Origin of the sequence: Bacillus sp. GZB, assembly GCF_001975995.1 — a bacterium.
GTDB lineage: Bacteria > Bacillota > Bacilli > Bacillales > Bacillaceae > Bacillus > Bacillus velezensis.
In genome coordinates this window covers 355,349-381,678 of sequence record NZ_MTQG01000018.1, presented here as the reverse complement: position 1 = coordinate 381,678, position 26,330 = coordinate 355,349, and the positions used below count along the sequence as shown (strand labels likewise).

Annotated in this window: 24 protein-coding genes, 5 tRNA genes and 2 pseudogenes; 22 read left to right on the top strand and 9 right to left on the bottom strand. The window is 43.2% G+C overall.

The window, feature by feature from the left end:
• Positions 1 to 16: 16 nt before the first annotated feature.
• The 5 genes from pbp4b to BXO87_RS18065 form a co-directional block, all read right to left on the bottom strand.
• A complete protein-coding gene (pbp4b, locus tag BXO87_RS18085; protein WP_038456763.1) occupies positions 17 to 1,300 on the bottom strand; it encodes a penicillin binding protein PBP4B in 1,284 nt (427 codons plus the stop codon).
• Positions 1,301 to 1,318: 18 nt separating this feature from the next.
• Positions 1,319 to 2,686, bottom strand: a complete 1,368-nt coding sequence (locus BXO87_RS18080) for a PTS transporter subunit EIIC (RefSeq protein ID WP_038456765.1) — start codon at positions 2,684 to 2,686, stop codon at positions 1,319 to 1,321.
• Positions 2,687 to 2,814: 128 nt separating this feature from the next.
• Positions 2,815 to 3,744, bottom strand: coding sequence for an N-acetylmuramic acid 6-phosphate etherase (murQ, locus tag BXO87_RS18075; RefSeq protein WP_038456768.1), 930 nt, complete (start codon positions 3,742 to 3,744; stop codon positions 2,815 to 2,817).
• A gap of 99 nt (positions 3,745 to 3,843) precedes the next feature.
• Positions 3,844 to 4,320 (bottom strand): GNAT family N-acetyltransferase, encoded by a 477-nt coding sequence (locus tag BXO87_RS18070; protein ID WP_038456770.1) that lies wholly within the window; start codon positions 4,318 to 4,320, stop codon positions 3,844 to 3,846.
• 18 nt (positions 4,321 to 4,338) lie between these two features.
• Positions 4,339 to 4,791, bottom strand: a complete 453-nt coding sequence (locus tag BXO87_RS18065; protein WP_076851428.1) for a 2-thiouracil desulfurase family protein — start codon at positions 4,789 to 4,791, stop codon at positions 4,339 to 4,341.
• 180 nt (positions 4,792 to 4,971) lie between these two features.
• On the opposite strand from BXO87_RS18065, the gene BXO87_RS18060 reads away from it, so the two are divergent.
• From BXO87_RS18060 to BXO87_RS18000, 13 genes are all read left to right on the top strand, one after another.
• Positions 4,972 to 5,043, top strand: a tRNA-Glu gene (locus tag BXO87_RS18060).
• A 3-nt stretch (positions 5,044 to 5,046) separates the two neighbouring features.
• A tRNA-Val gene (locus BXO87_RS18055) sits at positions 5,047 to 5,122 on the top strand.
• Positions 5,123 to 5,127: 5 nt separating this feature from the next.
• Positions 5,128 to 5,200 (top strand) — tRNA-Thr (locus BXO87_RS18050).
• A 19-nt stretch (positions 5,201 to 5,219) separates the two neighbouring features.
• Positions 5,220 to 5,304, top strand: a tRNA-Tyr gene (locus BXO87_RS18045).
• Between the two features lie 4 nt (positions 5,305 to 5,308).
• Positions 5,309 to 5,380, top strand: a tRNA-Gln gene (locus BXO87_RS18040).
• A 229-nt stretch (positions 5,381 to 5,609) separates the two neighbouring features.
• Positions 5,610 to 6,173, top strand: a complete 564-nt coding sequence (gene sigW, locus BXO87_RS18035) for an RNA polymerase sigma factor SigW (RefSeq protein WP_003156766.1) — start codon at positions 5,610 to 5,612, stop codon at positions 6,171 to 6,173.
• A 13-nt stretch (positions 6,174 to 6,186) separates the two neighbouring features.
• Positions 6,187 to 6,813 carry an anti-sigma-W factor RsiW gene (gene rsiW / locus BXO87_RS18030; protein ID WP_003156765.1) on the top strand — a complete coding sequence of 209 codons (627 nt, stop codon included), beginning with the start codon at positions 6,187 to 6,189 and terminating at the stop codon, positions 6,811 to 6,813.
• A 167-nt stretch (positions 6,814 to 6,980) separates the two neighbouring features.
• Complete coding sequence (gene cdaA, locus BXO87_RS18025) at positions 6,981 to 7,802, top strand: diadenylate cyclase CdaA (protein ID WP_003156763.1); 822 nt, start codon at positions 6,981 to 6,983, stop codon at positions 7,800 to 7,802.
• Positions 7,795 to 9,234 (top strand): CdaR family protein, encoded by a 1,440-nt coding sequence (locus BXO87_RS18020; protein ID WP_038456773.1) that lies wholly within the window; start codon positions 7,795 to 7,797, stop codon positions 9,232 to 9,234. Before cdaA ends, BXO87_RS18020 begins: the two co-directional genes overlap by 8 nt.
• A 17-nt stretch (positions 9,235 to 9,251) precedes the next feature.
• Positions 9,252 to 10,598 (top strand): phosphoglucosamine mutase, encoded by a 1,347-nt coding sequence (gene glmM / locus BXO87_RS18015; protein WP_007408011.1) that lies wholly within the window; start codon positions 9,252 to 9,254, stop codon positions 10,596 to 10,598.
• Between the two features lie 431 nt (positions 10,599 to 11,029).
• On the top strand, positions 11,030 to 12,832 hold the full coding sequence (gene glmS / locus BXO87_RS18010; protein ID WP_038456775.1) for a glutamine--fructose-6-phosphate transaminase (isomerizing): 1,803 nt from the start codon (positions 11,030 to 11,032) through the stop codon (positions 12,830 to 12,832).
• A gap of 419 nt (positions 12,833 to 13,251) precedes the next feature.
• Complete coding sequence (locus BXO87_RS18005; protein ID WP_038456777.1) at positions 13,252 to 14,124, top strand: ABC transporter ATP-binding protein; 873 nt, start codon at positions 13,252 to 13,254, stop codon at positions 14,122 to 14,124.
• Complete coding sequence (locus BXO87_RS18000; protein ID WP_038456779.1) at positions 14,102 to 14,755, top strand: ABC-2 transporter permease; 654 nt, start codon at positions 14,102 to 14,104, stop codon at positions 14,753 to 14,755. The genes BXO87_RS18005 and BXO87_RS18000 overlap by 23 nt, the downstream gene beginning before the upstream one ends.
• A gap of 113 nt (positions 14,756 to 14,868) precedes the next feature.
• Here BXO87_RS18000 and BXO87_RS21100 read toward each other — a convergent pair.
• Positions 14,869 to 15,153, bottom strand: a pseudogene (locus BXO87_RS21100) (hypothetical protein); the annotation flags it as partial.
• Here BXO87_RS21100 and BXO87_RS21310 point away from each other — a divergent pair.
• The 7 genes and pseudogenes from BXO87_RS21310 to BXO87_RS17960 all read left to right on the top strand — a co-directional run.
• Positions 15,109 to 15,510: a thioesterase domain-containing protein gene (locus BXO87_RS21310; RefSeq protein ID WP_079891852.1), complete on the top strand. Its 402-nt coding sequence runs from the start codon at positions 15,109 to 15,111 to the stop codon at positions 15,508 to 15,510. The pseudogene BXO87_RS21100 and the gene BXO87_RS21310 overlap by 45 nt on opposite strands.
• 154 nt (positions 15,511 to 15,664) lie before the next feature.
• Complete coding sequence (locus BXO87_RS17985) at positions 15,665 to 16,348, top strand: response regulator transcription factor (protein ID WP_193427911.1); 684 nt, start codon at positions 15,665 to 15,667, stop codon at positions 16,346 to 16,348.
• Positions 16,345 to 17,367: a sensor histidine kinase gene (locus BXO87_RS17980; RefSeq protein WP_038456786.1), complete on the top strand. Its 1,023-nt coding sequence runs from the start codon at positions 16,345 to 16,347 to the stop codon at positions 17,365 to 17,367. The genes BXO87_RS17985 and BXO87_RS17980 overlap by 4 nt, the downstream gene beginning before the upstream one ends.
• Positions 17,368 to 18,452: 1,085 nt before the next feature.
• The gene (locus BXO87_RS17975) at positions 18,453 to 19,217 is read left to right on the top strand and encodes an ABC transporter ATP-binding protein (protein ID WP_007408973.1); all 765 of its coding nucleotides are present in this window, start codon (positions 18,453 to 18,455) and stop codon (positions 19,215 to 19,217) included.
• Positions 19,204 to 21,132, top strand: coding sequence for an FtsX-like permease family protein (locus BXO87_RS17970; protein WP_038456790.1), 1,929 nt, complete (start codon positions 19,204 to 19,206; stop codon positions 21,130 to 21,132). The genes BXO87_RS17975 and BXO87_RS17970 overlap by 14 nt, the downstream gene beginning before the upstream one ends.
• A 50-nt stretch (positions 21,133 to 21,182) precedes the next feature.
• Positions 21,183 to 21,467: a hypothetical protein gene (locus BXO87_RS17965; RefSeq protein ID WP_032872656.1), complete on the top strand. Its 285-nt coding sequence runs from the start codon at positions 21,183 to 21,185 to the stop codon at positions 21,465 to 21,467.
• Between the two features lie 86 nt (positions 21,468 to 21,553).
• Positions 21,554 to 21,802 (top strand): annotated as a pseudogene (locus BXO87_RS17960) (DUF4885 family protein); the annotation flags it as partial.
• Positions 21,803 to 21,853: 51 nt separating this feature from the next.
• Here the strand turns inward: BXO87_RS17960 and BXO87_RS17955 are convergent.
• The 3 genes from BXO87_RS17955 to BXO87_RS17945 form a co-directional block, all read right to left on the bottom strand.
• Entirely contained in the window at positions 21,854 to 22,699 is an 846-nt protein-coding gene (locus tag BXO87_RS17955; RefSeq protein WP_079978468.1) for an aldo/keto reductase, read from the bottom strand.
• A 110-nt stretch (positions 22,700 to 22,809) separates the two neighbouring features.
• Complete coding sequence (locus BXO87_RS17950) at positions 22,810 to 23,502, bottom strand: LrgB family protein (protein WP_007408978.1); 693 nt, start codon at positions 23,500 to 23,502, stop codon at positions 22,810 to 22,812.
• The gene (locus BXO87_RS17945; RefSeq protein ID WP_003156751.1) at positions 23,472 to 23,876 is read right to left on the bottom strand and encodes a CidA/LrgA family holin-like protein; all 405 of its coding nucleotides are present in this window, start codon (positions 23,874 to 23,876) and stop codon (positions 23,472 to 23,474) included. The genes BXO87_RS17950 and BXO87_RS17945 overlap by 31 nt, the downstream gene beginning before the upstream one ends.
• A gap of 195 nt (positions 23,877 to 24,071) precedes the next feature.
• Between BXO87_RS17945 and BXO87_RS17940 the strand changes: the two genes are divergently transcribed.
• Both BXO87_RS17940 and BXO87_RS17935 read left to right on the top strand, forming a co-directional pair.
• On the top strand, positions 24,072 to 24,503 hold the full coding sequence (locus BXO87_RS17940; protein WP_003156749.1) for a MarR family winged helix-turn-helix transcriptional regulator: 432 nt from the start codon (positions 24,072 to 24,074) through the stop codon (positions 24,501 to 24,503).
• A gap of 425 nt (positions 24,504 to 24,928) precedes the next feature.
• Positions 24,929 to 26,314 carry an amino acid permease gene (locus BXO87_RS17935; RefSeq protein ID WP_038456801.1) on the top strand — a complete coding sequence of 462 codons (1,386 nt, stop codon included), beginning with the start codon at positions 24,929 to 24,931 and terminating at the stop codon, positions 26,312 to 26,314.
• Positions 26,315 to 26,330 lie beyond the last annotated feature (16 nt).

Genomic DNA, 26,330 nt, shown 5'->3' with positions numbered 1-26,330 from the left:
CCAAAGACATGGGTTGTCATTCAATGGCTTCATAAATCGTTTTTATGACGCTGCCGTAGCTTCCGGTCGGGAAAAGATCCCCTTCAAAAACATTAGGGTTTTCACCGGGACTGACGACGGGGGAATGCTTTTTATTGGTCAAAAGTGCGATCCCCAGCTTATAAGCGGGATCAATAATCGTGACGGTGCCGGTCCATCCCGTATGGCCGTATGCCTGCCTGCTTGCATATGGGCCGAACATCCACTCCATATCCGGGCTGCCGTTTTTCCGCCAGCCGAGAGCGAAAGTCGGATCAGAGGATGCCGCCGTTGTGAACAAATCGGCCGTTCTTTTATTGAAGAGAGAAGCGTGTTTATAACTGCCTCCGTTCAGCATGACTTGAAGAAGGACGGCCATATCATCAGCTCTGGAAAACAGCCCGGCGTGACCGGACACCCCTCCCATGGAGTAAAATGCTTTTTCATCGTGAACTTCCCCCTGCAGCGTATACGTCCTGATGTGAGGGAAATGGATGACTCCGTCACGTGTGTTGCCTAAACGTTCAGTAGCTGCGAATGCTTTTTCTTTAAAGCCTTTTTGCAGCGGGTTGAACAGTGTGTGCGTCAGTTTCAGCGGTTTGTACAGTTCTTGTTCCGCATAGGCATCAAGGGTTTTTCCGGTTATGTTTTCAATGATGCAGCCGAGAAGCATGTAACCGATATCGCTGTATACGTGTTTTGTTCCCGGTTTGTATTCAAGCGGGATTTGGGTGAGAAAACGGATCGTTTTCTCCCGTTCTTGTGAATATAAAGGGCCTGCGGTGTCCGGCTGATAGAAATAAAAGCTTGCCGGCAGACCGGATTGATGCTGGAGCACATCGATTACGCGAATGCGGTCTTTTTCTTGAATCGTATCGCTTTTTCTGTCTTTGAAATCAGGAAGGTAAGCCGAGACTTTTTGATACACATCAAGCTTTCCCTGACTGACGAGTCGCTGCAATGCAAAATTCGCCGCGTACATTTTTGTATTTGAAGCTAAATCAAACATGGTAGAAGTTTTCATTTTTTTCGGACGGGATAAAAGGGCGTTCCCGTCATATTTTTTGCTGTAGCCGTATGCTTTCTTTTTGATCACCCGTCCGTCCTTTACGACGACGAGGACGGCTCCGGGGAATCCTGCTGCGATGTCTTTTTCAATCATTTGATCAACCTTTCTGAGCTTTGCTGCGCCGTATAATTTGGATTGGGCTTCGGCTTTGTGCTGCGGCAGGAAAGAGAGGCTGATGACCATTGTGAGTATGGCGGCTGTCAGTGTTTTCATATTCTGATCCCTCCCGGTTTATTCAAATTCAGCAGCCATATCATCCTTAAATCCGAACGCATAAGTGAAGACAAAGCCCGCCGCGTAAGAGATGAAGAGACCGATGATATACAAAACGATTTGAGCCGGCTGTACGAGAAACGAGAGCGGAAGGCCGGAGACACCGATTGAAAAAGTAGCCACCTGAAAATGGGCTTGAAAGGCGCCGCCGATTCCCGCCCCTAAACACGCCGTCAAAAACGGCCGGCCGAGCGGGAGCGTGACGCCGAAGATGAGCGGCTCTCCGATTCCGAGCAGACCGGATGGAAGTCCGCCGCCGATCGCTCTTTTCAACGAGGCTCTTTTTGTTTTCATAAAGATGGCGAAGGCCGCCCCTACTTGACCCGCGCCTCCCATCGCGAGAATCGGAAGAAGCGGGTCATCTCCGATTGACCGGATTAATTCCAAATGTACGGGAGTCAAGCCCTGATGCAGGCCGGTGACGACAAGCGGCAGGAAGGCGGCTCCCAGCACAAACCCTGAGAGCACTCCCCCGACATTCAGCAGCGACAATAAACCAGATGTAATCAGATCAGAAATAAAACCGCCTGCAGGGATAAAAACGACATATGTCACCAGCCCGGTAATAAGTAAAGACAATGTAGGCGTGACGATAATGTCGATGGATTGATGGACGTACTTTCTGATAAACCGTTCGGTATAAGCGATAAAAACCGCAGCGAAAAGAACGCCGATTAATCCTCCCCTGCCAGGGAGCAGATTCTCTCCGAACAAACTGATATTGGCGATTTCAGGGTTAAGGATCAATATGCCCGCAAGGCCGCCCATCGCAGGTGTCCCGCCGAATTCCTTCGCCGCATTGATGCCGACAAGGACGCCGAGGTATGCGAATAAGCCTGAACCGATAACCGTTAAAATAAGTGCGATTTGGGATTCTTTCGGGAGCCAGCCGGCCTGAATGACGGCTTTCGTAATACCGGTGATTAAACCTGATGCAATGAGTGCGGGTATAAGGGGAATGAAGATGCTTGATATTTTTCTCAGAAAGAGTGTGATGGGTGTGGTGTTTTTTCTGTTGAGATCGGCTTTTTTCCGTGAGGCGGCTTCTTTTAAATCAATGTTTTTTCCGGATGGCATAAGTTTTGCGAAAGCGTCGGCGACATGATTGACGACACCCGTGCCAAGGATGATCTGCAGTGTTTCGGCTTCGACGACGCCTATTACCCCGTCGAGCCGTTTCAGCGTTTCAATATCCGTTTTGCCCTGATCTAAAGGTGTAATCCTCAGGCGTGTCATACAGTGGGTAAAGCCTGAGATATTCGATGAACCGCCGCAATTGTCCAGAATATCTTTGGCCAGTGACTGATAAAATGCCTCTTTGCTCATGGAGATCCTCCTTTTTCCGTACGATTTTTCCCGGGGAGCTGTGCCTGAAACGCGTCCTGAAAGCGCCTGCGCCGATCATGAAAACGGCGCGGGCTCGTAAAAGCACATTATTTTTCACCAAAGAACGATCAGCGTTCTTTTTCTTTTGAAAGGTGCTGTTCAATGGCTTTATCAATGAAGCCGTCTGATTCTTTGAGCAGTGCCTTCGCGTGTGTTTCGTCCGAATTCGTCTTCAGCATGACGATTGCCGTTTTGACATGGCTGCCTGCGGCCTCAAGCGTTTCTTTTGCCTTGTCGTACGGAACGCCCGTGATGCTTTGGATAATGCCGATTGCGCGTTCTTTCAATTTTTCGTTGCTGACATGAACGTCCACCATTAAATTTTCGTACACTTTGCCGCTTTTGATCATCACGGCCGTGGAAATCATGTTCAGAATCATTTTATGTGCCGTCGCCGCTTTCATTCGTGTTGACCCTGTAATCACTTCGGGTCCGACGACGACTTCAATGCTGTGATCGGCATAAGTGCTGATCAATGAGTGTTTATTGCATGTGAGCGCGACGGTTTTGGCGCCGATTGTTTTTGCGTATTTCAGCGCACCGGCCGCATACGGCGTGCGCCCGCTTGCCGCGATGGCGATCACAGTGTCTTCTGCGGTAAGCCCGATCGTTTTGAGATCGAGAGCGCCGGTTTCCTCGCTGTCTTCTATACCTTCAGCCGCTTGCAAAAAGGCGTCTGCTCCTCCGGCCATCAGACCGATGACGGTGTCGGGACTTACGCTGTATGTAGGCGGGCATTCAACCGCATCCAGTACACCGAGCCTGCCGCTTGTGCCCGCTCCCGCATAAATCAGCCTGCCGTTTCGCTGTAAGGACTGATGGGCGAATTGAACGGCAATCTGAATATCGGGCAGCACCTGCTGAACGGCTTCAGCCACTTTGAAATCCTCTTGGTTAATGATGCGGAGAATTTCCATCGTGTCTGCTTGATGGATTGAAGCGGTCTGCGGATTTCTGGTTTCTGTGGTCAATCTGTGAATGTTAAGCCGGTCTGTCATGATTGTACCCTCCCAAGTCGTTAATACTTGAAGTATATGGGCTTCTGAATAGATGTTTCAAGAAAAATCGGCAGGGATGAGATGAATAATCAAGCGCTTTCACAAAAAATGATGCAGAATGTGCTGTTCGCCGATGGGGCCGATCGTGCGACGACCTTTATCAATAAAACCGGAAGACCGGTACAGGTTCTTTGCACGATGATTTCGATGGTTTACAGCAAGCACGATTTCATCACACCAAGGAAAGTAATTTGCGACAAAAGCGGGGAGCTGCAGCATCGCTTGTTTGGCATAACCTTTTCCCTGATGCGGCGCATGTAAGGACAGCGCACTCAGCAAAATGGCAGACACATTGTTCGAATACGGGGCAATGGTTTCTTTTGAGGTATGTAAAATGAAAAAACCGACGGGGCGGTCTTCTTTTAAAATGATTGTCGGGTAGCGATCCCGGATGACGAGAGCCTGCGGCAGGACATCTATCGGCAGAGCTGTGAACTTTTTATCTTCTTCACTCAGCACAAACCCGTTCAGCCCGTCTGCATGCTCCGGTTTATAAAAGGACAGGGCTACATCCATGATATCTACTCTCCTTTTTTATAATTGATCCAATTCATCTTCTGATAGAACACGGCAGCCTGCCCGTTTTAAAAGAGCGGAAGTGATGCCGTCTCCAAGTATTTTTTTTCCTGAGAAAGTGCCGTCATAGATAAAGCTGCTGCCGCAGGACGGACTGTTTTCTTTAAGGATGACCGTTGCGGCGCCTATTTCTTTTGCGTATGCTAACGTTTTTTCCGCGCCGTCCATATATAAAGCCGTAACGTCTTCGCCTGGTGCCGTTACGATTCTTGCTGTTCCGTTCAGCACGTCTTCGCCCGTACCGCCGATGATTTCCGCCGGTTCGCGGGGAGTGGTGAAGCCGCCCAAAAGTTCGGGGCAGACCATAACAGCTTTCTTTTCTTCTACGAGTCTGCGGATTTTTTCCGAAGCGGCGTGAGAGCCGTTATACCTGCATTCGATACCGCCGAGACAAGAGCTGACTAAGATCATCTGTGTCCATTCCCTTCAATATTTTGATACTTTCATCATAAATGAAATAAGAGAGGAGGGATGAGTTTTTCAGTTAAAAAACGGGTAAAAAAGTTTGAAAATAAAAAAAATAATTTTTCTCTTTACAAATGGGGTACAACCTGTATATAATAACTTTTGTCAGCTCGACGCGGACACAACGGCCCGTTGGTCAAGCGGTTAAGACACCGCCCTTTCACGGCGGTAACACGGGTTCGAATCCCGTACGGGTCATATGGAGGATTAGCTCAGCTGGGAGAGCATCTGCCTTACAAGCAGAGGGTCGGCGGTTCGAGCCCGTCATCCTCCACCATATTTGCCGGCCTAGCTCAATTGGTAGAGCAACTGACTTGTAATCAGTAGGTTGGGGGTTCAAGTCCTCTGGCCGGCACTGTTTTCCAAAAAAATACGGAGGGGTAGCGAAGTGGCTAAACGCGGCGGACTGTAAATCCGCTCCCTCAGGGTTCGGCAGTTCGAATCTGCCCCCCTCCACCATTTTTGGGCTATAGCCAAGCGGTAAGGCAACGGACTTTGACTCCGTCATGCGTTGGTTCGAATCCAGCTAGCCCAGTCTCAGACACCTTTTGCATAAAGGTGTCTTTTTTTATCAGCATTTTGTTTCGATTTCTGATTGTTCATCAGATATACTATTTTTAAGCTGCTGTTAAGGCAGTATATTCTGTATTTTCCATCTACACCCTGCCTGAAATTTGGTAAAATAAATGTAATAAAAAAATGAAACCTTTTAAAACAATCAACGTATAGATACAGACCGGTGAAGGGCAGAGGTAAGATAAAACATGGAAAACCTGATTAAAAAAAGAATCAAGCAAGTCAAAAAAGGCGATCAAAATGCGTTTGCAGAAATCGTTGACCTTTATAAAGATAAGATTTACCAGCTTTGCTACCGCATGCTCGGCAATGTTCACGAAGCGGAAGATATTGCGCAGGAAGCTTTTATCAGAGCGTACGTCAATATCGACAGTTTCGATATCAACAGAAAGTTTTCAACGTGGCTTTACAGAATTGCGACCAACCTGACCATTGACCGCATCCGCAAGAAAAAGCCTGATTACTATCTGGACGCAGAAGTAGCGGGAGCAGAAGGGCTGACGATGTATTCGCAGATCGCCGCGGACGGGGTTCTCCCTGAAGACGCCGTATTGTCATTGGAGCTGTCGGACACAATTCAGAAAAAGATTTTAAAGCTGCCTGACAAGTACAGAACGGTTATTGTATTAAAGTATATTGACGAACTCTCTTTAATTGAAATCGGGGAGATTCTGAATATCCCTGTCGGCACCGTCAAGACAAGGATACACAGAGGCAGAGAGGCTCTTAGAAAACAATTGAGGGATCTTTAAGTGGGGTGATGAAATGAGCTGTCCTGAACAGATTGTGCAGCTTATGCATAAGCATCTTGATGGAGATATCCTTCCTGAAGATGAAAACGTATTAAAACAACATTTGCAGTCATGCGGGAATTGCAAACGGCATTTTCATGAAATGGAGAAATCCGTAGCACTCGTCCGAAGCACATCGCATGTCACGGCCCCTGCTGATTTTACTGCCAAAGTTATGGCGAATCTTCCAAAAGAGAAAAAACGCGCTTCTGTAAAACGATGGATCAAAACTCATCCGATGATTGCAGCCGCAGCGGTTTTTGTGATTTTAATGGGCGGCGGTTTTTTCAACAGCTGGCATAATGACCACAATTTCAGTGTGTCCAAACAGCCGAACCTTGTCGTGCAGAATCACACGGTCACCGTCCCTGAAGGCGAGACCGTAAAGGGCGATGTCACAGTAAAAAACGGCAAGCTGTTCATTGAAGGAAAAGTCGACGGCAATGTGACTGTCGTCAACGGAGAAAAATACATGGCCTCAGCCGGACAAGTCACCGGGCAGATTGAAGAGATTAACCAATTGTTTGACTGGGTCTGGTACGAACTGAAATCGGCGGGCCAGGGCGTCGTGAGCGCTTTGGACCCGAATGAAGATGAGTAAAGCGTATAATCGCTTTACTCTTTTTTTTGTGCATCGCCGCTCTGGCTCATTTCACTTGAGAAATCAAAATGTGGTATAATGAGCACGCTATATGATGTACATATTGCTCATGCAGCACAATTCATAACGGAAAAAACGAAATGACTGAATTCTTGGAGGACGAGGAAATGGCTTTTGAGGACATCCCATTTTTGCAATACCTCGGCAATGCCGTTGATATTCTCCTTGTTTGGTATGTGATATATAAATTAATCATGGTCATACGCGGGACGAAGGCGGTTCAGCTTTTAAAAGGAATCGTCGTCATCGTATTGGTCCGGATGGCCAGTTCATATTTGGGACTCAGCACGCTTCAGTGGCTGATGGACCAAGCGATAACATGGGGATTTTTAGCGATCATCATTATATTCCAGCCTGAGCTGAGACGGGCGCTTGAACAGCTCGGACGGGGCCGGTTCTTTTCCAGGAGCGGAACCCCCGTGGAAGAAGCGCAGCATAAGACAATTGAAGCGATTACAAAATCGATCAGCTACATGGCGAAACGCCGCATCGGCGCACTCATCGCCATTGAGCGCGATACGGGAATGGGCGATTATATTGAGACGGGCATCCCGCTTAATGCGCAGGTCAGCTCGGAGCTTTTGATTAATATCTTCATCCCGAATACACCGCTGCATGATGGAGCGGTCATTATGAAAAATAACGAGATTGCGGCGGCAGCCTGTTATCTGCCGCTTTCTGAAAGCCCGTTTATTTCAAAGGAGCTGGGGACGCGTCACAGAGCGGCTGTCGGCATCAGTGAAGTGACGGACAGCTTAACCATTATTGTATCTGAAGAGACGGGCGCCATCAGTGTGGCCAAAAACGGAGACCTTCACAGAGAATTGACGGAAGAAGCACTGAAAGAAATGCTTGAAGCCGAGTTTAAGAAGAACGCCAGAGATACTTCTTCTAACCGCTGGTACTGGAGGGGCAAGAAAAATGGATAAATTCTTAAACAACCGCTGGGCTGTAAAGATCATTGCATTGCTCTTTGCGCTGCTGCTTTACGTTGCGGTTAATAACAACCAGGCGCCGACTCCGAAAAAGCCGGGGGAATCCTTTTTTCCGACATCAACGACTGACGAGGCTACGCTTACTGATATTCCTGTAAAAGCATACTATGATGAAGCGAACTATGTCGTCACCGGCGTGCCCCAGACCGTAAATGTCACGATTAAAGGCTCGACAAGCGCGGTGAAAAAGGCGAGACAGACGAAGAATTTTGAGATATACGCCGATATGAATAAGCTGAAGACCGGGACTCATAAGGTCGAATTGAAGGCGAAAAACGTATCGGACGGACTGACGGTCTCCATTAACCCGTCAGTCACGACGGTTACGATTCAGGAAAAAACGGCTGAGAGTTTTCCCGTGGAAGTTGAATACTACAATAAAAGCAAAATGAAAAAGGGATATACCCCTCAGCAGCCGATTATCAGCCCGAAAAACGTGCAGATTACAGGTTCGAAAAATGTGATTGATAACATTTCACTTGTCAAAGCATCCGTGAACCTTGAAAATGCAAATGAGACCATTGAAAAGGAAGTGAAAGTGACCGTCTATGACAAAGACGGCAACGCACTTCCTGTTGATGTTGAACCGTCAGTCATTAAAGTGACGGTTCCCGTAGCCAGTCCGAGCAAAAAGCTTCCTTTCAAAATCGAAAGGAAGGGAAGTCTTCCGGACGGGGTGAGCGTTGCGAGCATTGACTCGAATCCGAGTGAGGTGACGGTTTACGGCCCGCAGGATGTGCTGGATTCACTTGAATTTATTGACGGCGTATCTCTTGATTTAGGCAAAATTGATAAAGATACCGATATCAATGCCGATATCCCGCTTCCTAAGGGTGTCACTAAGGTATCACCGGAAAAAATCACGCTTCATGTTAAAGTGGACAGTGAAGACAAAAAGGATTTTGACAATGTCGGAATCAAGACGGTCGGACTGGGAGGCTCACAGCAGATTGAGTTTCTCGATCCTGAATCGCAGGCGATAAATATTACGGCCAAAGGCTCTCCCGCCAACATTAAGGCGCTGAAAAAGTCGGACATTGAACTGTATGCCAATGTCTCGGACCTGGATGACGGAGAGCACTCTGTAAAGCTTGAAGTAAACGGCCCGCAAAACGTCACATGGTCCCTGTCAAAAGACACGGTTAAGATCAAGCTGACTTCTAAGAAAAACACAAGTTCAAATAAAAATAACGGCGGTTCCGCTGATTCCGGCAATAAGAACGGCACAAGCGGAGACGCAGACAAAGACAAGAACAAGAACCGGGAAGACGACACTGACAGCGATCAGAATAAAAGTCAAAACCAGGATCAAAATCAAGATCAGGATGAAGACGGATCAAGCGCTGATTCTTCTTCAACAGAATGAAAAAGGAGCGATACAAAATGGGCAAGTATTTTGGAACAGATGGTGTAAGAGGTGTTGCCAACAGCGAGCTTACGCCAGAGCTGGCCTTTAAAGTTGGGCGTTTTGGCGGTTATGTCCTGACCAAAGATAAGCAGCGCCCGAAAGTGCTGATCGGCCGTGATACACGTATCTCCGGACATATGCTGGAGGGAGCCCTTGTCGCCGGACTTTTATCGATCGGAGCTGAGGTGATGCGCCTCGGCGTTATTTCTACGCCGGGGGTATCCTATTTAACGAAAGCCATGGATGCTGAGGCGGGCGTCATGATCTCCGCTTCTCACAACCCCGTACAGGATAACGGAATTAAATTTTTCGGAGGGGACGGCTTTAAGCTTTCTGATGAGCAGGAGGCCGAGATTGAACGTCTCATGGATGAACCGGAAGATAAGCTGCCGAGACCGACAGGCGCGGACCTCGGGCTTGTAAACGATTATTTTGAAGGCGTTCAAAAGTATCTGCAATTTTTAAAGCAGACGGCGGACGAAGATTTCACAGGCATTCATGTAGCGCTTGACTGCGCCCATGGTGCGACATCTTCCATTGCGACGCACCTTTTTGCCGATCTCGATGCTGACGTGTCTACAATGGGGACGTCTCCGAACGGATTAAACATTAATGATGGCGTCGGTTCTACACACCCGGAAGCGCTGAGTGCTTTCGTCAAAGAAAAAAACGCCGATATCGGCCTTGCGTTTGACGGAGACGGCGACCGCCTCATTGCCGTTGATGAAAAAGGAAACATCGTCGACGGCGACCAGATCATGTACATATGCGCGAAGTATTTGAAATCAGAAGGCCGTCTGAAGGATGATACTGTCGTATCGACCGTGATGAGCAACCTCGGTTTCTACAAAGCGCTTGAAAAAGAAGAAATCAAAAGCGTTCAAACGGCAGTCGGCGACCGCTATGTCGTAGAAGCGATGAAAAAAGACGGCTATAATGTCGGCGGCGAGCAGTCAGGGCACCTTATTTTCCTTGATTACAACACTACCGGCGACGGTCTTTTGTCCGCGATCATGCTTGTGAATACGCTGAAGGCGTCCGGCAAAACCCTTTCAGAACTTGCGGATGAAATGAAAAAATTCCCGCAGCTCTTAGTGAATGTGAAAGTGACGGATAAATATAAGGTAGAAGAAAACGCTAAGGTGAAGGCCGTTATTTCTGAAGTGGAAAAAGAAATGAACGGAGACGGCCGGATTTTAGTGCGCCCGTCAGGCACCGAACCGCTCGTCCGCGTGATGGCCGAAGCGAGAACAAAAGAGCTTTGTGACGAATATGTCACAAAAATCGTGGATGTCGTGCGGACAGAAATGGGAGCGGAGTAGCGAAGTTTATAAGCAGAGAGCGAACAAGACAAGTGCGATCAGCATAATATGATAGTAAACATGATGCCGGGGCGGCAAAAAATAATTGACCGTCCTTGGCACATGCTGTAAAATCAAGCTTGTTCAGCCTTTGTTTTTCACTTGCAGGAAAGGCGGGATTGTTTGCATCTTTTATAATTACAGCGCCCGAACTAAGCGCCCGAAAAACGGCTTAGTTGACGAGGATGGAGGTTATCGAATTTTCGGCGGATGCCTCCCGGCTGATTCATTTAGATCACAGCCGTAAGGATTTCTTCAAACCGGAGGGGCGACTCTCCGAACAAAGAGAAATCACATGATCTTCCAAAAAAACATGTGGGAGGGGACGATTGAAAGTCCCCTTGTAATTTGACTTTCTTCGTCTCCTTTTGCACCTTTAGGAGGAAGAAAATATGTGTGGAATTGTAGGTTATATCGGTCAGCTTGATGCGAAAGAGATTTTGTTAAAAGGATTAGAGAAGCTTGAGTACCGCGGTTATGACTCTGCAGGTATCGCTGTGGCGAATGAGCAGGGCGTGCATGTGTACAAAGAAAAAGGCCGCATCGCCGACCTTCGTGAAGTGGTGGATCACACGGTTGAATCTCAAGCGGGAATCGGCCATACACGCTGGGCGACTCACGGCGAACCAAGCTTCCTGAATGCTCACCCGCATCAAAGCACACTCGGCCGCTTTACACTTGTTCACAACGGTGTGATCGAGAACTATGTTCAGCTGAAGCGCGAATATCTTGAAAACGTTGAACTGAAAAGCGACACGGACACTGAAGTAGTCGTTCAAATGATCGAGCAATTTGTGGCGGGAGGACTTAGCACAGAAGAAGCGTTCCGCAAAACACTGACTCTGTTAAAAGGTTCTTACGCAATTGCATTATTTGACGGTGAAAACACAGACACCATTTACGTTGCAAAAAACAAAAGCCCTCTGTTAATCGGCCTTGGAGATACGTTTAACGTCGTGGCGTCTGACGCGATGGCTATGCTTCAAGTAACGAATGAATACGTTGAGCTTTTGGACAAAGAAATGGTGATCGTGACAAAAGACGAAGCCGTGATTAAAAACCTAGACGGTGAAGTCATGACACGTGCGTCTTATATCGCTGAGCTTGACGCCAGTGATATCGAAAAAGGCACATACCCTCACTACATGTTAAAAGAAACGGATGAGCAGCCGCTTGTTATGCGCAAAATCATCCAAACGTATCAGGACGAAAACGGCAGACTGGCCGTGGCCGGCGATGTCGCTGACGCCGTGGCGGAAGCGGACCGCATTTATATCGTGGCTTGCGGAACGAGCTACCATGCCGGTCTTGTCGGGAAACAATATATTGAAATGTGGGCAAACGTACCGGTTGAAGTGCATGTAGCGAGTGAATTCTCTTACAACATGCCGCTTCTGTCTAAGAAGCCGCTCTTTATCTTCCTTTCTCAAAGCGGAGAAACAGCGGACAGCCGCGCTGTGCTTGTTCAAGTCAAAGCGCTGGGTCACAAAGCGCTGACGATTACAAACGTTCCGGGATCAACGCTTTCCCGTGAAGCGGATTACACATTGCTTCTGCACGCAGGTCCTGAGATCGCGGTTGCATCAACAAAAGCGTATACGGCTCAGATTGCCGTGCTTGCGATCGTTGCGTCCGTTGCAGCAGAACGCAACGGCGTTGATATCGGTTTTGATTTGGTCAAAGAATTAGGTATTGCGGCAAACGCCATGGAAGCCCTCTGCGACCAGAAGGACGAAATGGAAATGATCGCACGTGAGTACCTGACTGTTTCAAGAAACGCTTTCTTCATCGGCCGCGGCCTTGACTACTTCGTGTGTGTCGAAGGCGCCCTGAAGCTGAAAGAGATTTCTTACATCCAGGCGGAAGGCTTCGCCGGCGGCGAGCTGAAGCATGGAACAATCGCTCTGATTGAAGAAGGAACACCGGTCTTTGCGCTTGCGACACAAGAACACGTCAACCTGAGCATCCGCGGAAACGTGAAGGAAGTCGCGGCCCGCGGCGCCAACACTTGCATCATCTCGCTGAAAGGCTTAGAAGACGCAGACGACAGATTCATCCTGCCGGAAGTCAACCCTGCGCTTGCTCCGCTGGTTTCTGTTGTGCCATTGCAGCTGATCGCTTACTACGCTGCACTGCACCGCGGCTGTGACGTTGATAAACCGCGCAACCTTGCGAAGAGTGTGACTGTGGAATAATATATTTAACCCCTTTGGTTATCAGCCAGAGGGGTTTTTTAATGCGGAAATTTAGAAATACATACTCTTTGCGATTGTAAAGAAATCCCCTTTTATATATTGAAAAGGATTAACACCTGCTTTATAATACGAGATGCATTCCGGTTAAAATCCATAAATGTAATCATTAGTAAATCGTTTTGTGCATGCCTCATCGGAAAGTAATCACCTCCAGTATTTTCATCATGAATATCCATTATATAAATGTAATCAATCGATTACACATCCACATTATGCTTAAGACTTTAAAATCCCTGTTGTATTTACCGGCTCCTGATCCATTATGAATTCCTCAACTAGATATAAAAATAACAACATTTTTGCAATAATCCGGTTCAATTCTCAAAAAAAGTCCTGACAGCAATGATAGGAGTGGAATGATGTCAAACCTTTTAGAAATCAGAAACATCAGCAAATCTTTTGGTCATAAAGCTGTTTTAAAGGATGTTACATTCAATGTGCCTGCCGGATCAATTGTCGGTTTTATCGGTGATAACGGCGCAGGCAAGTCAACAACATTTAAAACGATATTAGGATTAATCTCTCAGGATAGAGGTAAAGTGAAAATCTTTGGTAAAGAGAATCTGGAAAAACATATAAAGTTCAAAGAAGATATTGGGGTCGTATTTGATGCGATGAATCTTCCTGCGCACCTTACGATAAAGCAGCTGAATCATGTATTTAAGAAACTATTCGGTGCTTGGGACCAAGATCATTTTTACCGGTTGGTTCATTCTTTCTCTTTACCTATGGACAAAAAAGTGAATACATTCTCGCGCGGCATGTCAATGAAGTTATCCGTAGCTGTTGCTTTGTCGCATAATGCAAAATTATTACTCCTGGATGAAGCAACGGGAGGGCTTGATCCCTCTTCAAGAGATGATCTGTTAAATGAATTAAAAAGCTTTGTGAGTAAAAGCAACGGCGGTATTTTACTTTCATCGCACATTATGACTGATGTCGAGAAGATAGCCAGCCATATCATTATTATGAAAGATGGCGAAATTTTATTAAATGAAGAGAAAGATAAGGTTCTTGAAAGCTATACTGTTATAGACGTTGATGAAGGCCGATTGGCTGAGCTTGACGAAGATATCGTTCTAGCAAAAAGGAATCATGGATCTTATTGGAGTGTGCTTGTATCGGATCAACAGAAATTGCCGAATGGCGTAACGGCCAACACCCTTTCCATAGAAGAAATCAGCGTCTTTTTAACGAGGAGTGAAAACATTGAGAGGTCTGTTACTGACTAACTATTACTTGGTTTATCGAAGTTTCTTTGCATACACGGGGTTGGCCATATTGGTATCAGCAGTCATTTTTTATTTTGGGGATGCTTCAATGCATCGTTTTGTTGCAATGCTGATTATTTTGTTTGTCGTTATGCCCGCACTTGAGGTTATAAAGTATGAGAGCAAGTCTGGCTATGACAGGTATGTCCTGACTTTACCGGTCAGCAGAGCAAATATTGTTCAAAGTCACTATGTCTTTTATCTTTTGATTGTTGTGATCGGAGCTGTAATATCTTATGGTATTTTCCTTGTATACAGCCTGGGTTCTGATGAACCAATTGACGGCATATTGAATATTGTCTCTTTTGGAACGTTCATCGTTCTCTTTGCCGGTGCAATCGTTTATCCTCTTCTCTACATGATAGGCCCGGAAAAGTCTGATGCTATCGTGATTGGAGGAGCAATGGGGGGACTTTTTGCTACCTTTGGATTGCAAAGTGTCGTTGGGTATGCAGCAGAACAAGTACCGCTGTCATTTTTGCACATAAATCCTTCTTTATATGTCCCGATTATATATCTCATGATCGGCGTTATCTTATATATCATTTCATTTTTCATTGCCGCAGCTATATATCATAAAAAAGAATTTTAGCAACGTGTTTAATGATTTTATGCTGTGACAACAGGATAAGGCATGGCACGGGCTCATAAATTCACTTTAACTTCAAGCAGAGCCGCCCGCCCAATAGGCGGCTGTTCTTCTAATTAAAACTGCGTTGTCACATCGTACTCATAATCAATCTTTAATTTCACATTTTTCATAGTCGATTTTGCTGTTGCGAGTGCTCGGTGCCACACTTTATTCTCTTCTGACATTATGCAGTGTCTTGTGTTTCCTTGGCTTGGTGTTTGAGTCGCGGCGGTATTGATTCTTTTCACTTTGGCGTCTTTTGGAATGCTTGTTTGTTTGGTTAAGTCGAGCCTGAGAACGGTTGAATCTGATCCATTCGGACTGAGGCTTGTATTTCCTTTATTTTCAGCCGTGCCGGCGCCGATAAATTACAGCTACTGAACAAGAAGCAAGATAGAAATCTTTTTGCCTTTCCACCAGTCGGCGGGATTGGAATAGTGTACAGTGATTTGGCAAAGTTAATCCAAACTCATTCCTTTTATGCACTTGATTTTATTGAAGAAAATAAGAGAATTGAACAATATGTAGAGTTAATTTTAAACACACAGGCTGAAGGGCCATATCTATTATTAGGATACTCTAGAAAAAAGATAATGATTAATTCCTTTTATATAATTGGGAAGACTTTACTGAGAGAGCAGTGCATTATTATAATGGATTCGGGGAACATGGTGAAATGCTTTCAAAGGATTATTTATCAGGAAATACGGCATTAATTACTGATATATTAAAAAAACAGAAGAACATTCATTACCTTATAAAGGAATGTAACATTTAACACAGGAGGGAATTGATTTTTTCTTCCTTCCTGTTTTATTTTTAAATAATCCTTGAGAGCATGGTGAGCTATTTTTATAAGAAGGTGAGAAATTGGATAATATATATAAATTGCTGATTATAGAAGACGATAAGGATATGGCTAAGGCGTTACAGAATTTACTTGTTAAATGGAATTTTGAAACTGTTATATGCGGAGATTTTGATAATATTTTGTCAATATATGAAAAAGAAGAGCCTCACATCATATTATTGGACATCAATATTCCTTCATTTGATGGTTTTTATTGGTGTAAGAAAATAAGAGAAGTTTCAAGTGTCCCAATTATTTTTTGCTCGTCTAGAAACAGTAATATGGATATTGTCATGGCTATTAACAATGGCGGGGATGATTATATTCAAAAACCATTTGACAGCCATGTATTGGTGGCGAAATTACAAGCAATTATAAGGAGAACTTATGAGTACATAACAGCAGAATCTCATCTAATCGAATCTAATAATGTGATATTAAACCTTAACGATGCAAAAATATACTTCCAAGATCAGAGTTTAGAGCTTACAAAGAATGAATTTAAAATTCTAAAAACGTTAATGGAAAACAAAGGGAAAGTTGTTTCGCGGGATAATTTAATGAGACAGCTTTGGAATGATGATATTTACGTAAACGAAAATACGTTAACAGTAAATATAAATAGATTAAGGAATAGATTAGAGGGAATTAATGTTAATGACTTCATTTTAACAAAAAAAGGAATGGGATATATAATTCAATGAAATTAATTGATTATGTGAAAAATCATATATTATGGATTTTATGCAGTGCACTTATTCTGGTTGTAATCAATGGGATTTTGTTTGCGAGTACCTCTATTCATCAAAGTTATATAGACATTTTTTATATGGATTTGTTGATTGTCTTTATTCTACTGATCAACATTTTCTATGGATACATCAAGGCAAAAAAGAAATACGAAGTTGTGTTTAATAGTTCTATCGAAACTTTAGAAAAAAACAAAGTTAGAAATGATTATTTTATAGATATGCTTATAAAAGTCTCCAAAAAGCAACAAAATAAATTTTTGAAAGCAGAAGAAGATTATAAAAACGGTATTAACGAAATTCAAGACTATACTACTCAATGGGTTCATGACATAAAAGTTAATATAGCTGTGTGTGAACTGCTACTGGATGAGATTAACTTAGAAAGCAGCAGAGAGCTGCGTAATCAAATTGAACAAATTAAATTTAGGATTAATCACATTTTACATGTGACAAGAGCTAATCACTACGATCAAGACATTTTAGCGGGAGTAGTAGATGTATGTCATATTTTAAGAAGTGCAATAAAAGAAAATGCTCTTTTTTTTATTAATAAAAACATTGAGATTGAGACTAATTTAAAACCATTTAGTGTTATCAGTGATGAACGTTGGATCTATTATATTTTTGGTCAAATTCTTAATAATAGCAGTAAATATACACCCGAGGGGGGAACGCTGACTATTACAACTAAAGAAGAGAAACAAGCCTATTATATAATGATTAAAGATAATGGAATTGGTATTTCAAAAGAGGGTTTATCTAGGATATTCGATAAAGGCTTTACAGGTAAAAATGGTAAGGTAGGAACGAAATCTACAGGGATGGGTTTATATTATGCTAAAAAAATGGCTGATAAACTAAGTATAGGAATTGAGGTAGACAGCGTAGAGGGTGAATATACTGAATTTCACATTATATTTTATAAACTATCCGATTATTATAAAGTAGCAAATGAAGCAATAAGTAATTAGTTAAAAACAGGGGGTAATCTAATGAGAAGAAAGGCTAAAATATTTTATATTCCATTTGCAGTGGGTCATCGATAGTTTATTCTAAGTGGAAAAAATTCATGGATCCACTTGTTGAGGTAAATGAAGTAGAGTTGGCTGGCAGAGGAAGAAGATTGAAAGACCCTCAATAGACAATATGGAAGAAATGGTTGAGGATATATATAATTCTATTAAGAATAATATAACTGAACCTTTTGCCTATTTTCGAACATAGTATGGGTGAACTGCTTACATATGAGCTTTGTCACAAATTTCGAAATGAAGGAAATCCTACCCTCGTGCCTATTTGTCTCCGTAGAAAAGCTCCTCAGAAGATATTTTCTTGCCGATTTTGAGAACTGAGTTTAAGTCAATAGAAACCCATGAATTTAAACCGAAAAACAATTTACCGAATTCTTTTTTATGGAGTGGACGATAAGACTGTTGATTTTGAAGAATTATCTTTTTGGAGAAAAGTAACTCGAAAGAGATGTTAAATTTTCGCCTTAATAAGATGATATTTCTTATAAATGAATATACCGAACAAGTAGTAAAAAATCAATGAGACGTTAAATACATTAAAAATAATGCATCAGAAAGTAACAGTGTTTAGTTATTACGAGTTGATTAAAAAAGGTTTATGACCTATGGGTTCCTCTAATTTATTTAACCTTGGAAACATAGTTCATGTTTACTTTGGAAATGATTAAAGTCCTCAATTCGTTGGGTATAATTCTGTCTGCGTTTTTATCAGTATATTTTGAAAATGAGAACAAACAGACTAATCACTTAGTAAGTAAATCCAATTGGTAATACAAGGTGAAAATCAATCCGCCTTGTTATATAAGGAGCGGTGCCGCTCCTTATATCTGCTGAAAAACCTCACATGCTGATTATCCTTGGTTTTGTACAAAAGTCCTCTAACCCATCACCCCAACCTAACATGAATGTCACATTCATTTTTAGAAATGTAACCTAAATCGATAGTAGCGTTTTGTGCCCTAAATTATAATACAACTATAAGAATCAATGTCCTACACATGATCAGATTTTATGGGGGTTTATAGATGAATAAGATCGTAGAGGTATCAAATGTAATAAAGGAGTATGGTGAAATTGGCAGTACCTTTCGAGCGCTTAAAGAGGTAAGCTTAAATATCAACAAAGGTGAATTTGTTGGGATAATGGGCCCTTCAGGCTCAGGTAAGACAACATTGTTAAATATTATGTCCACTATTGACAAAGCTACTTTAGGAGAAGTTTTAATCGATGGTAAAAGAATAGATTATTACAAGGATGAGGACCTTGCAAAATTCAGGAGAGACACAATCGGATTTGTCTTCCAAGCTTTTAATTTATTAGACAATATGACAATTAGAGATAACATTGCTCTGCCTCTTGCACTAAACAATGTAAAACACAAAATCATCCTAAAAAAAATTGATGAACTAACTGAGCTCTTAGGAATTTCAAATCAGTTAGATAAGTATCCATATGAATTGTCAGGCGGTCAAAAGCAAAGAGTAGCTATTTGTCGTGCGTTAATTACCTCTCCAAAGGTTATTTTTGCAGACGAACCAACAGGGGCCCTTGACTCTAAGTCATCCTCAGAGGTTCTAGAATGTTTTAAAAATATTAACAAAACCATAGGAACAACCATCATCATGGTAACCCATGATGCAAACGCAGCAAGTTATTGTAATAGGGTTATGTTCTTAAAGGACGGTAAATTACACGGAAGACTAGACAGCAGCGGAGATAAAAAGGAATTATTTAAGAAAGTGTTAAACATGCTTGCCGTAATGGGAGGATCGGAAAATGAACTCCTTTAAAATTGCGTTTAAGCTTTTGAAGAACAATTTAAAAATATATGGATTATATTTTGTGGTTTTAGTTGTAACTGTGGCAACTTACTACAATTTTACTGCTATACAGTACAATGAAGTGTTTGTCCAATTAACTGAAAGATTTCAATCAGCTGTAGTGGCAAGTGCAACATCTGGCTTTGTTCTAATTTGCACAGTGGTCTTTTTTATGTGGCATGCCAATGGATTCTTTTTAAAGCAACGTCAAAAAGAAACCGGGTTATACATGCTAATGGGAATAAGTACGTCTAAAATTGGAAGAGTATTCGCAATTGAAAGTATTCTAATAGGCAGTTTGTCTCTATTAATGGGTTTATTGATCGGGATATTATTCTCGAAATTGTTCTTAATGTTATTAAGTAAGTCCATGACACTGGGTGGTGAAATTCCTTTTAGTATATCTGCACAAGCCATCATTCAGCTTATTATTGTGTTCGGGATCATCTTTGTAATGCTGGGAATGAAAAACTATAGAGTTGTGAAAAAAACACAACTAATTAATATGTTGAATGCTTCGAAAGCAAAGCCCTCACCTCCAAAATATAATTATACAAAGGGTTTTACAGGTTTAGTATTAATTGCTGCAGGCTATATAGTTGCACTAAACTTTAAGCAATGGGATTTGGATTTATTGCTTTCTGCGATGGGAATCTTGATCTTGGTCAGCACGGGGACTTATCTGTTTTTTGGAAGTTCTCTGACTATAATTTTAGGGAAGTTAACAAATTCAAAAAAAATTATTTATAAAGATGTAAGGTTAGTCAGTATAAGCAATACTTTCTTTAGACAAAAAGTTAATTATAGAAGTTTAGCGATGACGGCTATTTTAACAGCAGCTACCGTAACTGCATTCAATGTAAGCATTTCGTTCAAACAGTTTGAAGCAAATTATGACATCACAGCCTCCCCATACAGTTTAAGTTTTGAAAGCAATTCTGAAGATGTCAAAGATAAAGTCAAAGAAGTGATTCGAGAGTCAAAGCATGACTTAATCGGAATCAATAAGATTCACTTTTTTATTGGTAATGTCCAATACGACGATAATAAGCAAAATATTGATCCGAATAACAAAGCTATTATCACTAGTTACTCACAAATAAAGAAAACATTAATATTTTTGGATTATAGTAATAAAGCAAGTATTTTGAATCAAATTAAACCAGAAATTCATGAAATTTCTTTTATTCTAAATGCTGATTCGATAGCTTCACCTATTTATGTTGATGGTAATAAAGTGAGCATTAATAATAATAATTTCCTAGTTTCTAAACATACACAGCTCCCTTTTACAGGGAAAATTAAAAAATATGGTGACAAAAACATTTATGTTTTAAATGACAATGATTATAAAGAATTAAGAAAGAAAAACCAAGAGATTGTATTAAATGGTGTGCGAATTACAGATGAAAAAGAAAGTAGGGAAGTGGTTAATAGAATCAAGGAAGTTGTACCAGGTGGAGATTTGAATGTAAATGGAAAGAATCAAAGCTTTACATGGGAGTATTATGCTTTAGGTCAATTTTTCTTTTTAGGCCTGATTATGTCCCTAGTATTCATACTAGCGACCTTTAGTACAATTTACTTTAAAATTTTAAGTGATGCATTCACTGATAGGGAACAATATTCAATGTTGAAAAAAATTGGTATGAGTAAAAAGGAAGTGCAGAGGTCTGTCTATCTGCAAGTTGGAATTGCATTTTTACTGCCTGTGATTGTGGGGGCCCTTCATAGCATTGTAGCAATGAATATGCTGGAACAGATTATGAATGTAAAATTCACCATTCCAATTCTATGCGGCATCGGATTATTTGTTCTTATAATGGTTGCTTTTTATATAGGACTCTGTAAAAACTATACCAAATTGGTTTATGAAGAGCAGTAAAAAAATAGAAGGATTGTCCAGTAAATTTATAAAGAGAGAGGAGATTTCATATGTCATGGTTAACTAAATGGTCCTTTGCTAATAAAGCTGCTATTACGTTAACATCCATTATTATAATAGCCTGGGGAGTAGTCAGTTATCTTCGTATATTAGTGAAGAAATCAGAGTCGGTCAATCTTGTTTCACAAAGCTTAGCAGTTGTTGTGATTGGCGGTTTGGCAGTAGCAACCATGCTTACCTTAATAGTGATACCATGCGTATATGAAATATTTAATTTTAAAAAATCAAAAATGCAAAGGCGTGAAAAAACATTGAAAGATGATATAACAATTTAAATAAATTTATTGATGTTTTTGGAACAGGGATCAGAACACTTTTCGAAGTCAGCTGTCGGTGATATGACCGGCGGCTGGTTATTTAGTTAGACGTCTATAAGGAAGCGCTGCAGCACGATCCTTTGCTGAAACATACGGCGGCAGAAGCGGCTGCCCATTACGGACAGGCGCTCACGAAGCTTGCGAGAACGGGTTATGATGCCATTCCTGATTTGGTGCTGTCCATTGAGTATAAAAACGGCTCTCTGCGTGATGTCGGCCAAAGCAGGCAATACGGATCTGGGGATACAGATTGGCTTTCTGAATGGAAACGGGAGCTGGGTGTGCGTATATAAATTGAGAAAAAAGCTGACGAATGATGACGTCAGCTTTCTTTATGTCTTTTCTTAAAACTCCTCATACTCCGCCGGGTCTTGGCCGTTTATGCGTCCGTCGGGGCGGGTAAGCGAATCGATGATGCTCATGTCGTTTTCATCAAGGGAGAAATCAAAAACAGAGATGTTTTCAAGCTGGCGCTCGGGCGATGCTGATTTTGGAATCGGGATGGCGCCCAGCTGGATATGCCAGCGTAAAATGACTTGAGAAATGGTTTTGCCGTATTTGTCCGCAATCCGTCCGAGTTTTTGATCGTTCAATACTTCACCGGCGCGGGATAACGGACTCCATGATTCTGTCACGATGCCCTGTTCTTCGTGCCATTGGCGCTGCTGCTGCTGATTAAAAGCGGGATGCAGTTCTATTTGGTTGATGCCTGGCTTTACGCCGGTTTCACGTTCGAGCCGTTCGATATGCTCAGGCAGGAAATTGCAGACGCCGATGGATCGGATCAGACCCCATTTTTTCGCATCAATCAGTGCCTGCCATGCTTCCGTGTAGCGGTCTTGTTTCGGGTTCGGCCAATGGACGAGATACAGGTCATAGTAGTCCAGACCGGCGCGGTATAAAGATTCTTGGATGGTTTGTACAGCTTTGTCGTAGTCATGGTAGCGCCCAGGCAGCTTGGACGTCACGTATAGCTGTTCTCTCGGAACAGAGCTTCTGCGGATGGCTTCTCCGACCGTCCCTTCATTTTCATAGTTATAAGCGGTGTCAATCAGACGGTAGCCGATATCAATGGCGCTGGTAATGGCGTGAACGCCGTTGTTTCCATTAAGAGCGTATGTACCGAAGCCGATCGCGGGAATGCTTGTCCCATCCAGCAGTTTCTTTTGCGGAATTGTCCCAGTCATCATTAAATCCCTCCTTGTTTTCTACTTTACCATTATTCTTACAAATGAAACGTAATAATGGAAGGAAATGAGATGATCCGCACATGAAAAAAGCTGACGGAGAACCGCCAGCTTTAAATTTGAAACATCCATGCTACAACGGGGCCGAAGACCGACCCTAACACGGCGCAGAGCGTCATGGAAACAGAACTCATGGAGACCGTTAATTCTCCGTACTCCATTGCTTTTGAGGTGCCGAGCGCATGGGAAGCGCTCCCGAATGCAATTCCTTTCCCGAGTGAGCTGCGGATGCGGATCCACTTGAGAAGCAGCGGTCCTAAGATAACGCCGGAAAACCCTGCGATCATGACGAACACGACTGTCATGGAAGGGACACCGCCGATACCGGACGCAATCTGTATGGCGACAGGCGTCGTAATTGATTTTGGGATAATTGACAAAATCAAACTCCGGCTGATGCCGAACAGCTCTGCAAATAGCAGGCCGCTGACCATTCCGGAGAATAAACCGGCCAACACGCCGCCGATGATCGGAAACATATACTTGATTAACACCCGGCGCTGCTTATAAAGCGGGTATGCCAAAGCCACCACGGCGGGGCCGAGCAGTGAATTGATCCATTGTCCGCCGATCATATAGTCTTTATACGAAATATGAAAAACAAGCAGCACGGCGATAATGAAAATCGTAGTCGTCAAAACCGGTATGAGAAAGGGATATGGAAAGCGCACATATAATTTCACCATAGCCAGATAGGCGGCGGCCGTGAACAAAATTATAAGGATTGCGATACATGCTTGCTGCACTTCTTTTTCTCCTTTCTCTGATTGGCTTTGTGCTCTAACAGCTGGCTGGCGTACCCTGCGGCAATCATTGTGACGATGGTGCTCAGCACGATGATCAGAAACAGAGCAGCCCCGCTGGCGGAAAACAGTGACGGGTAATTGATGACGCCCGTCATGGCCGGAATGAATAACAGCGGAAGAAAAGACAGCAAAAATCCGGCTCCGTCTTCAATCATTTTGACGGGAATGATCTTAACCGATAAACATATGATCAGCAGGATCAAACCGATGATACTTCCGGGAATGGGCAGGTGAAAGAACTGCTGAACGGCTCCCCCGATAAAGGAAAATGCGAATAAAATAATGATTTGCAAGATGATGCGTATGACTTTCACGACAATGCTGTTCTTTGGAGAAGAGCAGCTTCCCCCTTTCTTGATGCTTCGATATGTTTCTTTACTTTTTGCGCATATATTTGTACTATACAAATATATGTATGCAAAATCTTTCTATATGTTTTCTGAGTAAATGTGCATATGTTTGTATTATACAACTAATATTGCTGTTGTCAATTGTAAGGAGTGAGGCTGTTGTCAAAACAAGATCCGATTGAATTAATTGAATATGAGCTCACCACTTTTATTAGGAGAGCTGTTTATCTTGATAACTCCGACCGTAAAATCGGACATCTGGAAAGGGCTGCGTATTTGTTATTACGGCAGCTGGATGAATTCGGACCGGCGCGTGTAAAGGAATTAGCCGAATCTTTTAAGCTGGATATTTCCACATTGTCACGCCAGGCAGCGGCCTTGGAGTCGAAAGAGCTGATCCAGCGTTTTTCCGATCCTTCTGACGGGCGGGTCAGTCTGTTTGCGATTACGAAGCTTGGCAAACAGAGGTTAAAAGCTGATAAAAAGATGCGTCTTGAGCGGTATCATCGTATGCTTGACGATTGGTCAGGCGATGAAAAAGAAATGTTCGGCCGGCTTTTGCTGCGGCTGAATGAGGCGTTTATCGATTAATGCATGATTTTTGCCGGGTTAAGCAGGATTATGGCGTATACAAGGGAGAATGGAAGAGAGTAAGACTTTACGCCATTCTGCTTAGCAAAAATAATATTGAGTAGGGGGCGGAACATGTTTCTCCAGGGACATCCTGTTTCTCGGAGGCTGTGGCATTTATTATCTCAATATTCATAATTCAATAAAAATGAAAGCGCTTTATTTTCAGTCTGTTGGTTTAGGGTGCAAGGTGTTTACCTGAAAAAAACAATTGTATTTTCCACAGAAATTTATTATGATGGAATAAGGAAATTGGAGATTATATAACAATAGAAAGATAGAATATTTCTAATATTGCGGGAAATGAAGAGTGAGTTAGGTTCAACAGGTGCACCTTCTGCTTCATTATTTCACATATATCAGAGCTGTTAAGAGGAGGAAGCGAAGTGGCAAACAAAGAATTAAAGAGAGGCTTAAGCGCGCGTCATATACAGATGATTGCGCTGGGCGGCACGATCGGTGTCGGTTTATTCATGGGGTCATCCAGCACGATCGGATGGACCGGGCCGTCTGTCCTGCTGGCTTATGCGATCTCAGGTATCTTTATCTTTTTCATCATGCGTGCGATGGGCGAAATGCTCTATGTAGAGCCGAGTACAGGGTCGTTTGCGACATTCGGCCATAAGTATATACATCCGTTAGCCGGCTATATGACGGCGTGGAGCAACTGGTTTCAATGGGTGATCGTCGGGATGTCTGAAATTATCGCCGTCGGTTCGTATATGAAATATTGGTTTCCTGATCTGCCGGCATGGATTCCCGGCATTATCGCTATGGCCATTCTCGGTGCGGCGAATTTAATTTCGGTAAAATCTTTCGGTGAGTTTGAATTTTGGTTTGCCATGATCAAAATCGTCACCATTATTCTGATGATCGTGGCCGGAATCGGGATTATTTTCTTCGGTTTCGGTAACGGAGGGCATGCGATCGGATTATCTAATTTATGGTCGCACGGCGGTTTCTTTACGAATGGTTTTTCAGGATTTTTCTTTGCCTTGTCTTTGGTTGTTGCGGCCTATCAAGGGGTCGAACTGATCGGGATTACGGCAGGAGAAGCGAAGGACCCGCAAAAAACGCTGCGAAGCGCGATTCAGAGTATTATTTGGCGGATTTTAATTTTCTACATCGGTGCGATTTTCGTCATCGTTACCGTATATCCGTGGAATGAGCTTCACTCACTCGGCAGTCCGTTTGTTTCGACATTTGCGAAAGTCGGGATTACGGCGGCGGCCGGTTTGATTAACTTTGTTGTGATTACCGCTGCGATGTCCGGATGCAACAGCGGGATATTCAGTGCGGGACGCATGCTTTATACATTGGGCGTGAACGGACAGGCCCCGAAATTCTTTAAGAAAGTTTCTTCGAGCGGTGTGCCGATATTCGGTACGCTTGCGGTATTAATCGGACTTGTGATCGGTGTCGTGCTGAACTACATCGCGCCTCCGAAAATTTTTGTCTATGTGTACAGCGCGAGTGTGCTGCCGGGAATGATTCCGTGGTTCGTCATTTTAATCAGCCATCTCGGTTTCAGAAGAGCGAAGGGCGCTGAGCTTGATAAGCATCCGTTTAAGATGCCTTTTGCGCCGTTTACAAACTATTTGACGATCGCTTTCTTACTCATGGTATTGATCGGCATGTGGTTTAACAAAGATACGCGGATTTCTTTGGTTGTCGGGGTGATTTTCCTGGCGATTGTGACGGTCAGCTATTATGCGTTCGGTATCGGCAAGCGCATGCCTGGTGAAAAATCGAAAATAGAAGACGCTGTATAATTCAAAAAGACACCTC

Coding starts and splice junctions, on each gene's coding strand:
- pbp4b (WP_038456763.1), bottom strand. CDS start 1,300: ATGAAAACACTGACAGCCGCCATACTCACAATGGTCATCAGCCTCTCT.
- BXO87_RS18080 (WP_038456765.1), bottom strand. CDS start 2,686: ATGAGCAAAGAGGCATTTTATCAGTCACTGGCCAAAGATATTCTGGAC.
- murQ (WP_038456768.1), bottom strand. CDS start 3,744: ATGACAGACCGGCTTAACATTCACAGATTGACCACAGAAACCAGAAAT.
- BXO87_RS18070 (WP_038456770.1), bottom strand. CDS start 4,320: ATGGATGTAGCCCTGTCCTTTTATAAACCGGAGCATGCAGACGGGCTG.
- BXO87_RS18065 (WP_076851428.1), bottom strand. CDS start 4,791: ATGATCTTAGTCAGCTCTTGTCTCGGCGGTATCGAATGCAGGTATAAC.
- sigW (WP_003156766.1), top strand. CDS start 5,610: ATGGAAAACCTGATTAAAAAAAGAATCAAGCAAGTCAAAAAAGGCGAT.
- rsiW (WP_003156765.1), top strand. CDS start 6,187: ATGAGCTGTCCTGAACAGATTGTGCAGCTTATGCATAAGCATCTTGAT.
- cdaA (WP_003156763.1), top strand. CDS start 6,981: ATGGCTTTTGAGGACATCCCATTTTTGCAATACCTCGGCAATGCCGTT.
- BXO87_RS18020 (WP_038456773.1), top strand. CDS start 7,795: ATGGATAAATTCTTAAACAACCGCTGGGCTGTAAAGATCATTGCATTG.
- glmM (WP_007408011.1), top strand. CDS start 9,252: ATGGGCAAGTATTTTGGAACAGATGGTGTAAGAGGTGTTGCCAACAGC.
- glmS (WP_038456775.1), top strand. CDS start 11,030: ATGTGTGGAATTGTAGGTTATATCGGTCAGCTTGATGCGAAAGAGATT.
- BXO87_RS18005 (WP_038456777.1), top strand. CDS start 13,252: ATGTCAAACCTTTTAGAAATCAGAAACATCAGCAAATCTTTTGGTCAT.
- BXO87_RS17980 (WP_038456786.1), top strand. CDS start 16,345: ATGAAATTAATTGATTATGTGAAAAATCATATATTATGGATTTTATGC.
- BXO87_RS17975 (WP_007408973.1), top strand. CDS start 18,453: ATGAATAAGATCGTAGAGGTATCAAATGTAATAAAGGAGTATGGTGAA.
- BXO87_RS17970 (WP_038456790.1), top strand. CDS start 19,204: ATGAACTCCTTTAAAATTGCGTTTAAGCTTTTGAAGAACAATTTAAAA.
- BXO87_RS17965 (WP_032872656.1), top strand. CDS start 21,183: ATGTCATGGTTAACTAAATGGTCCTTTGCTAATAAAGCTGCTATTACG.
- BXO87_RS17955 (WP_079978468.1), bottom strand. CDS start 22,699: ATGATGACTGGGACAATTCCGCAAAAGAAACTGCTGGATGGGACAAGC.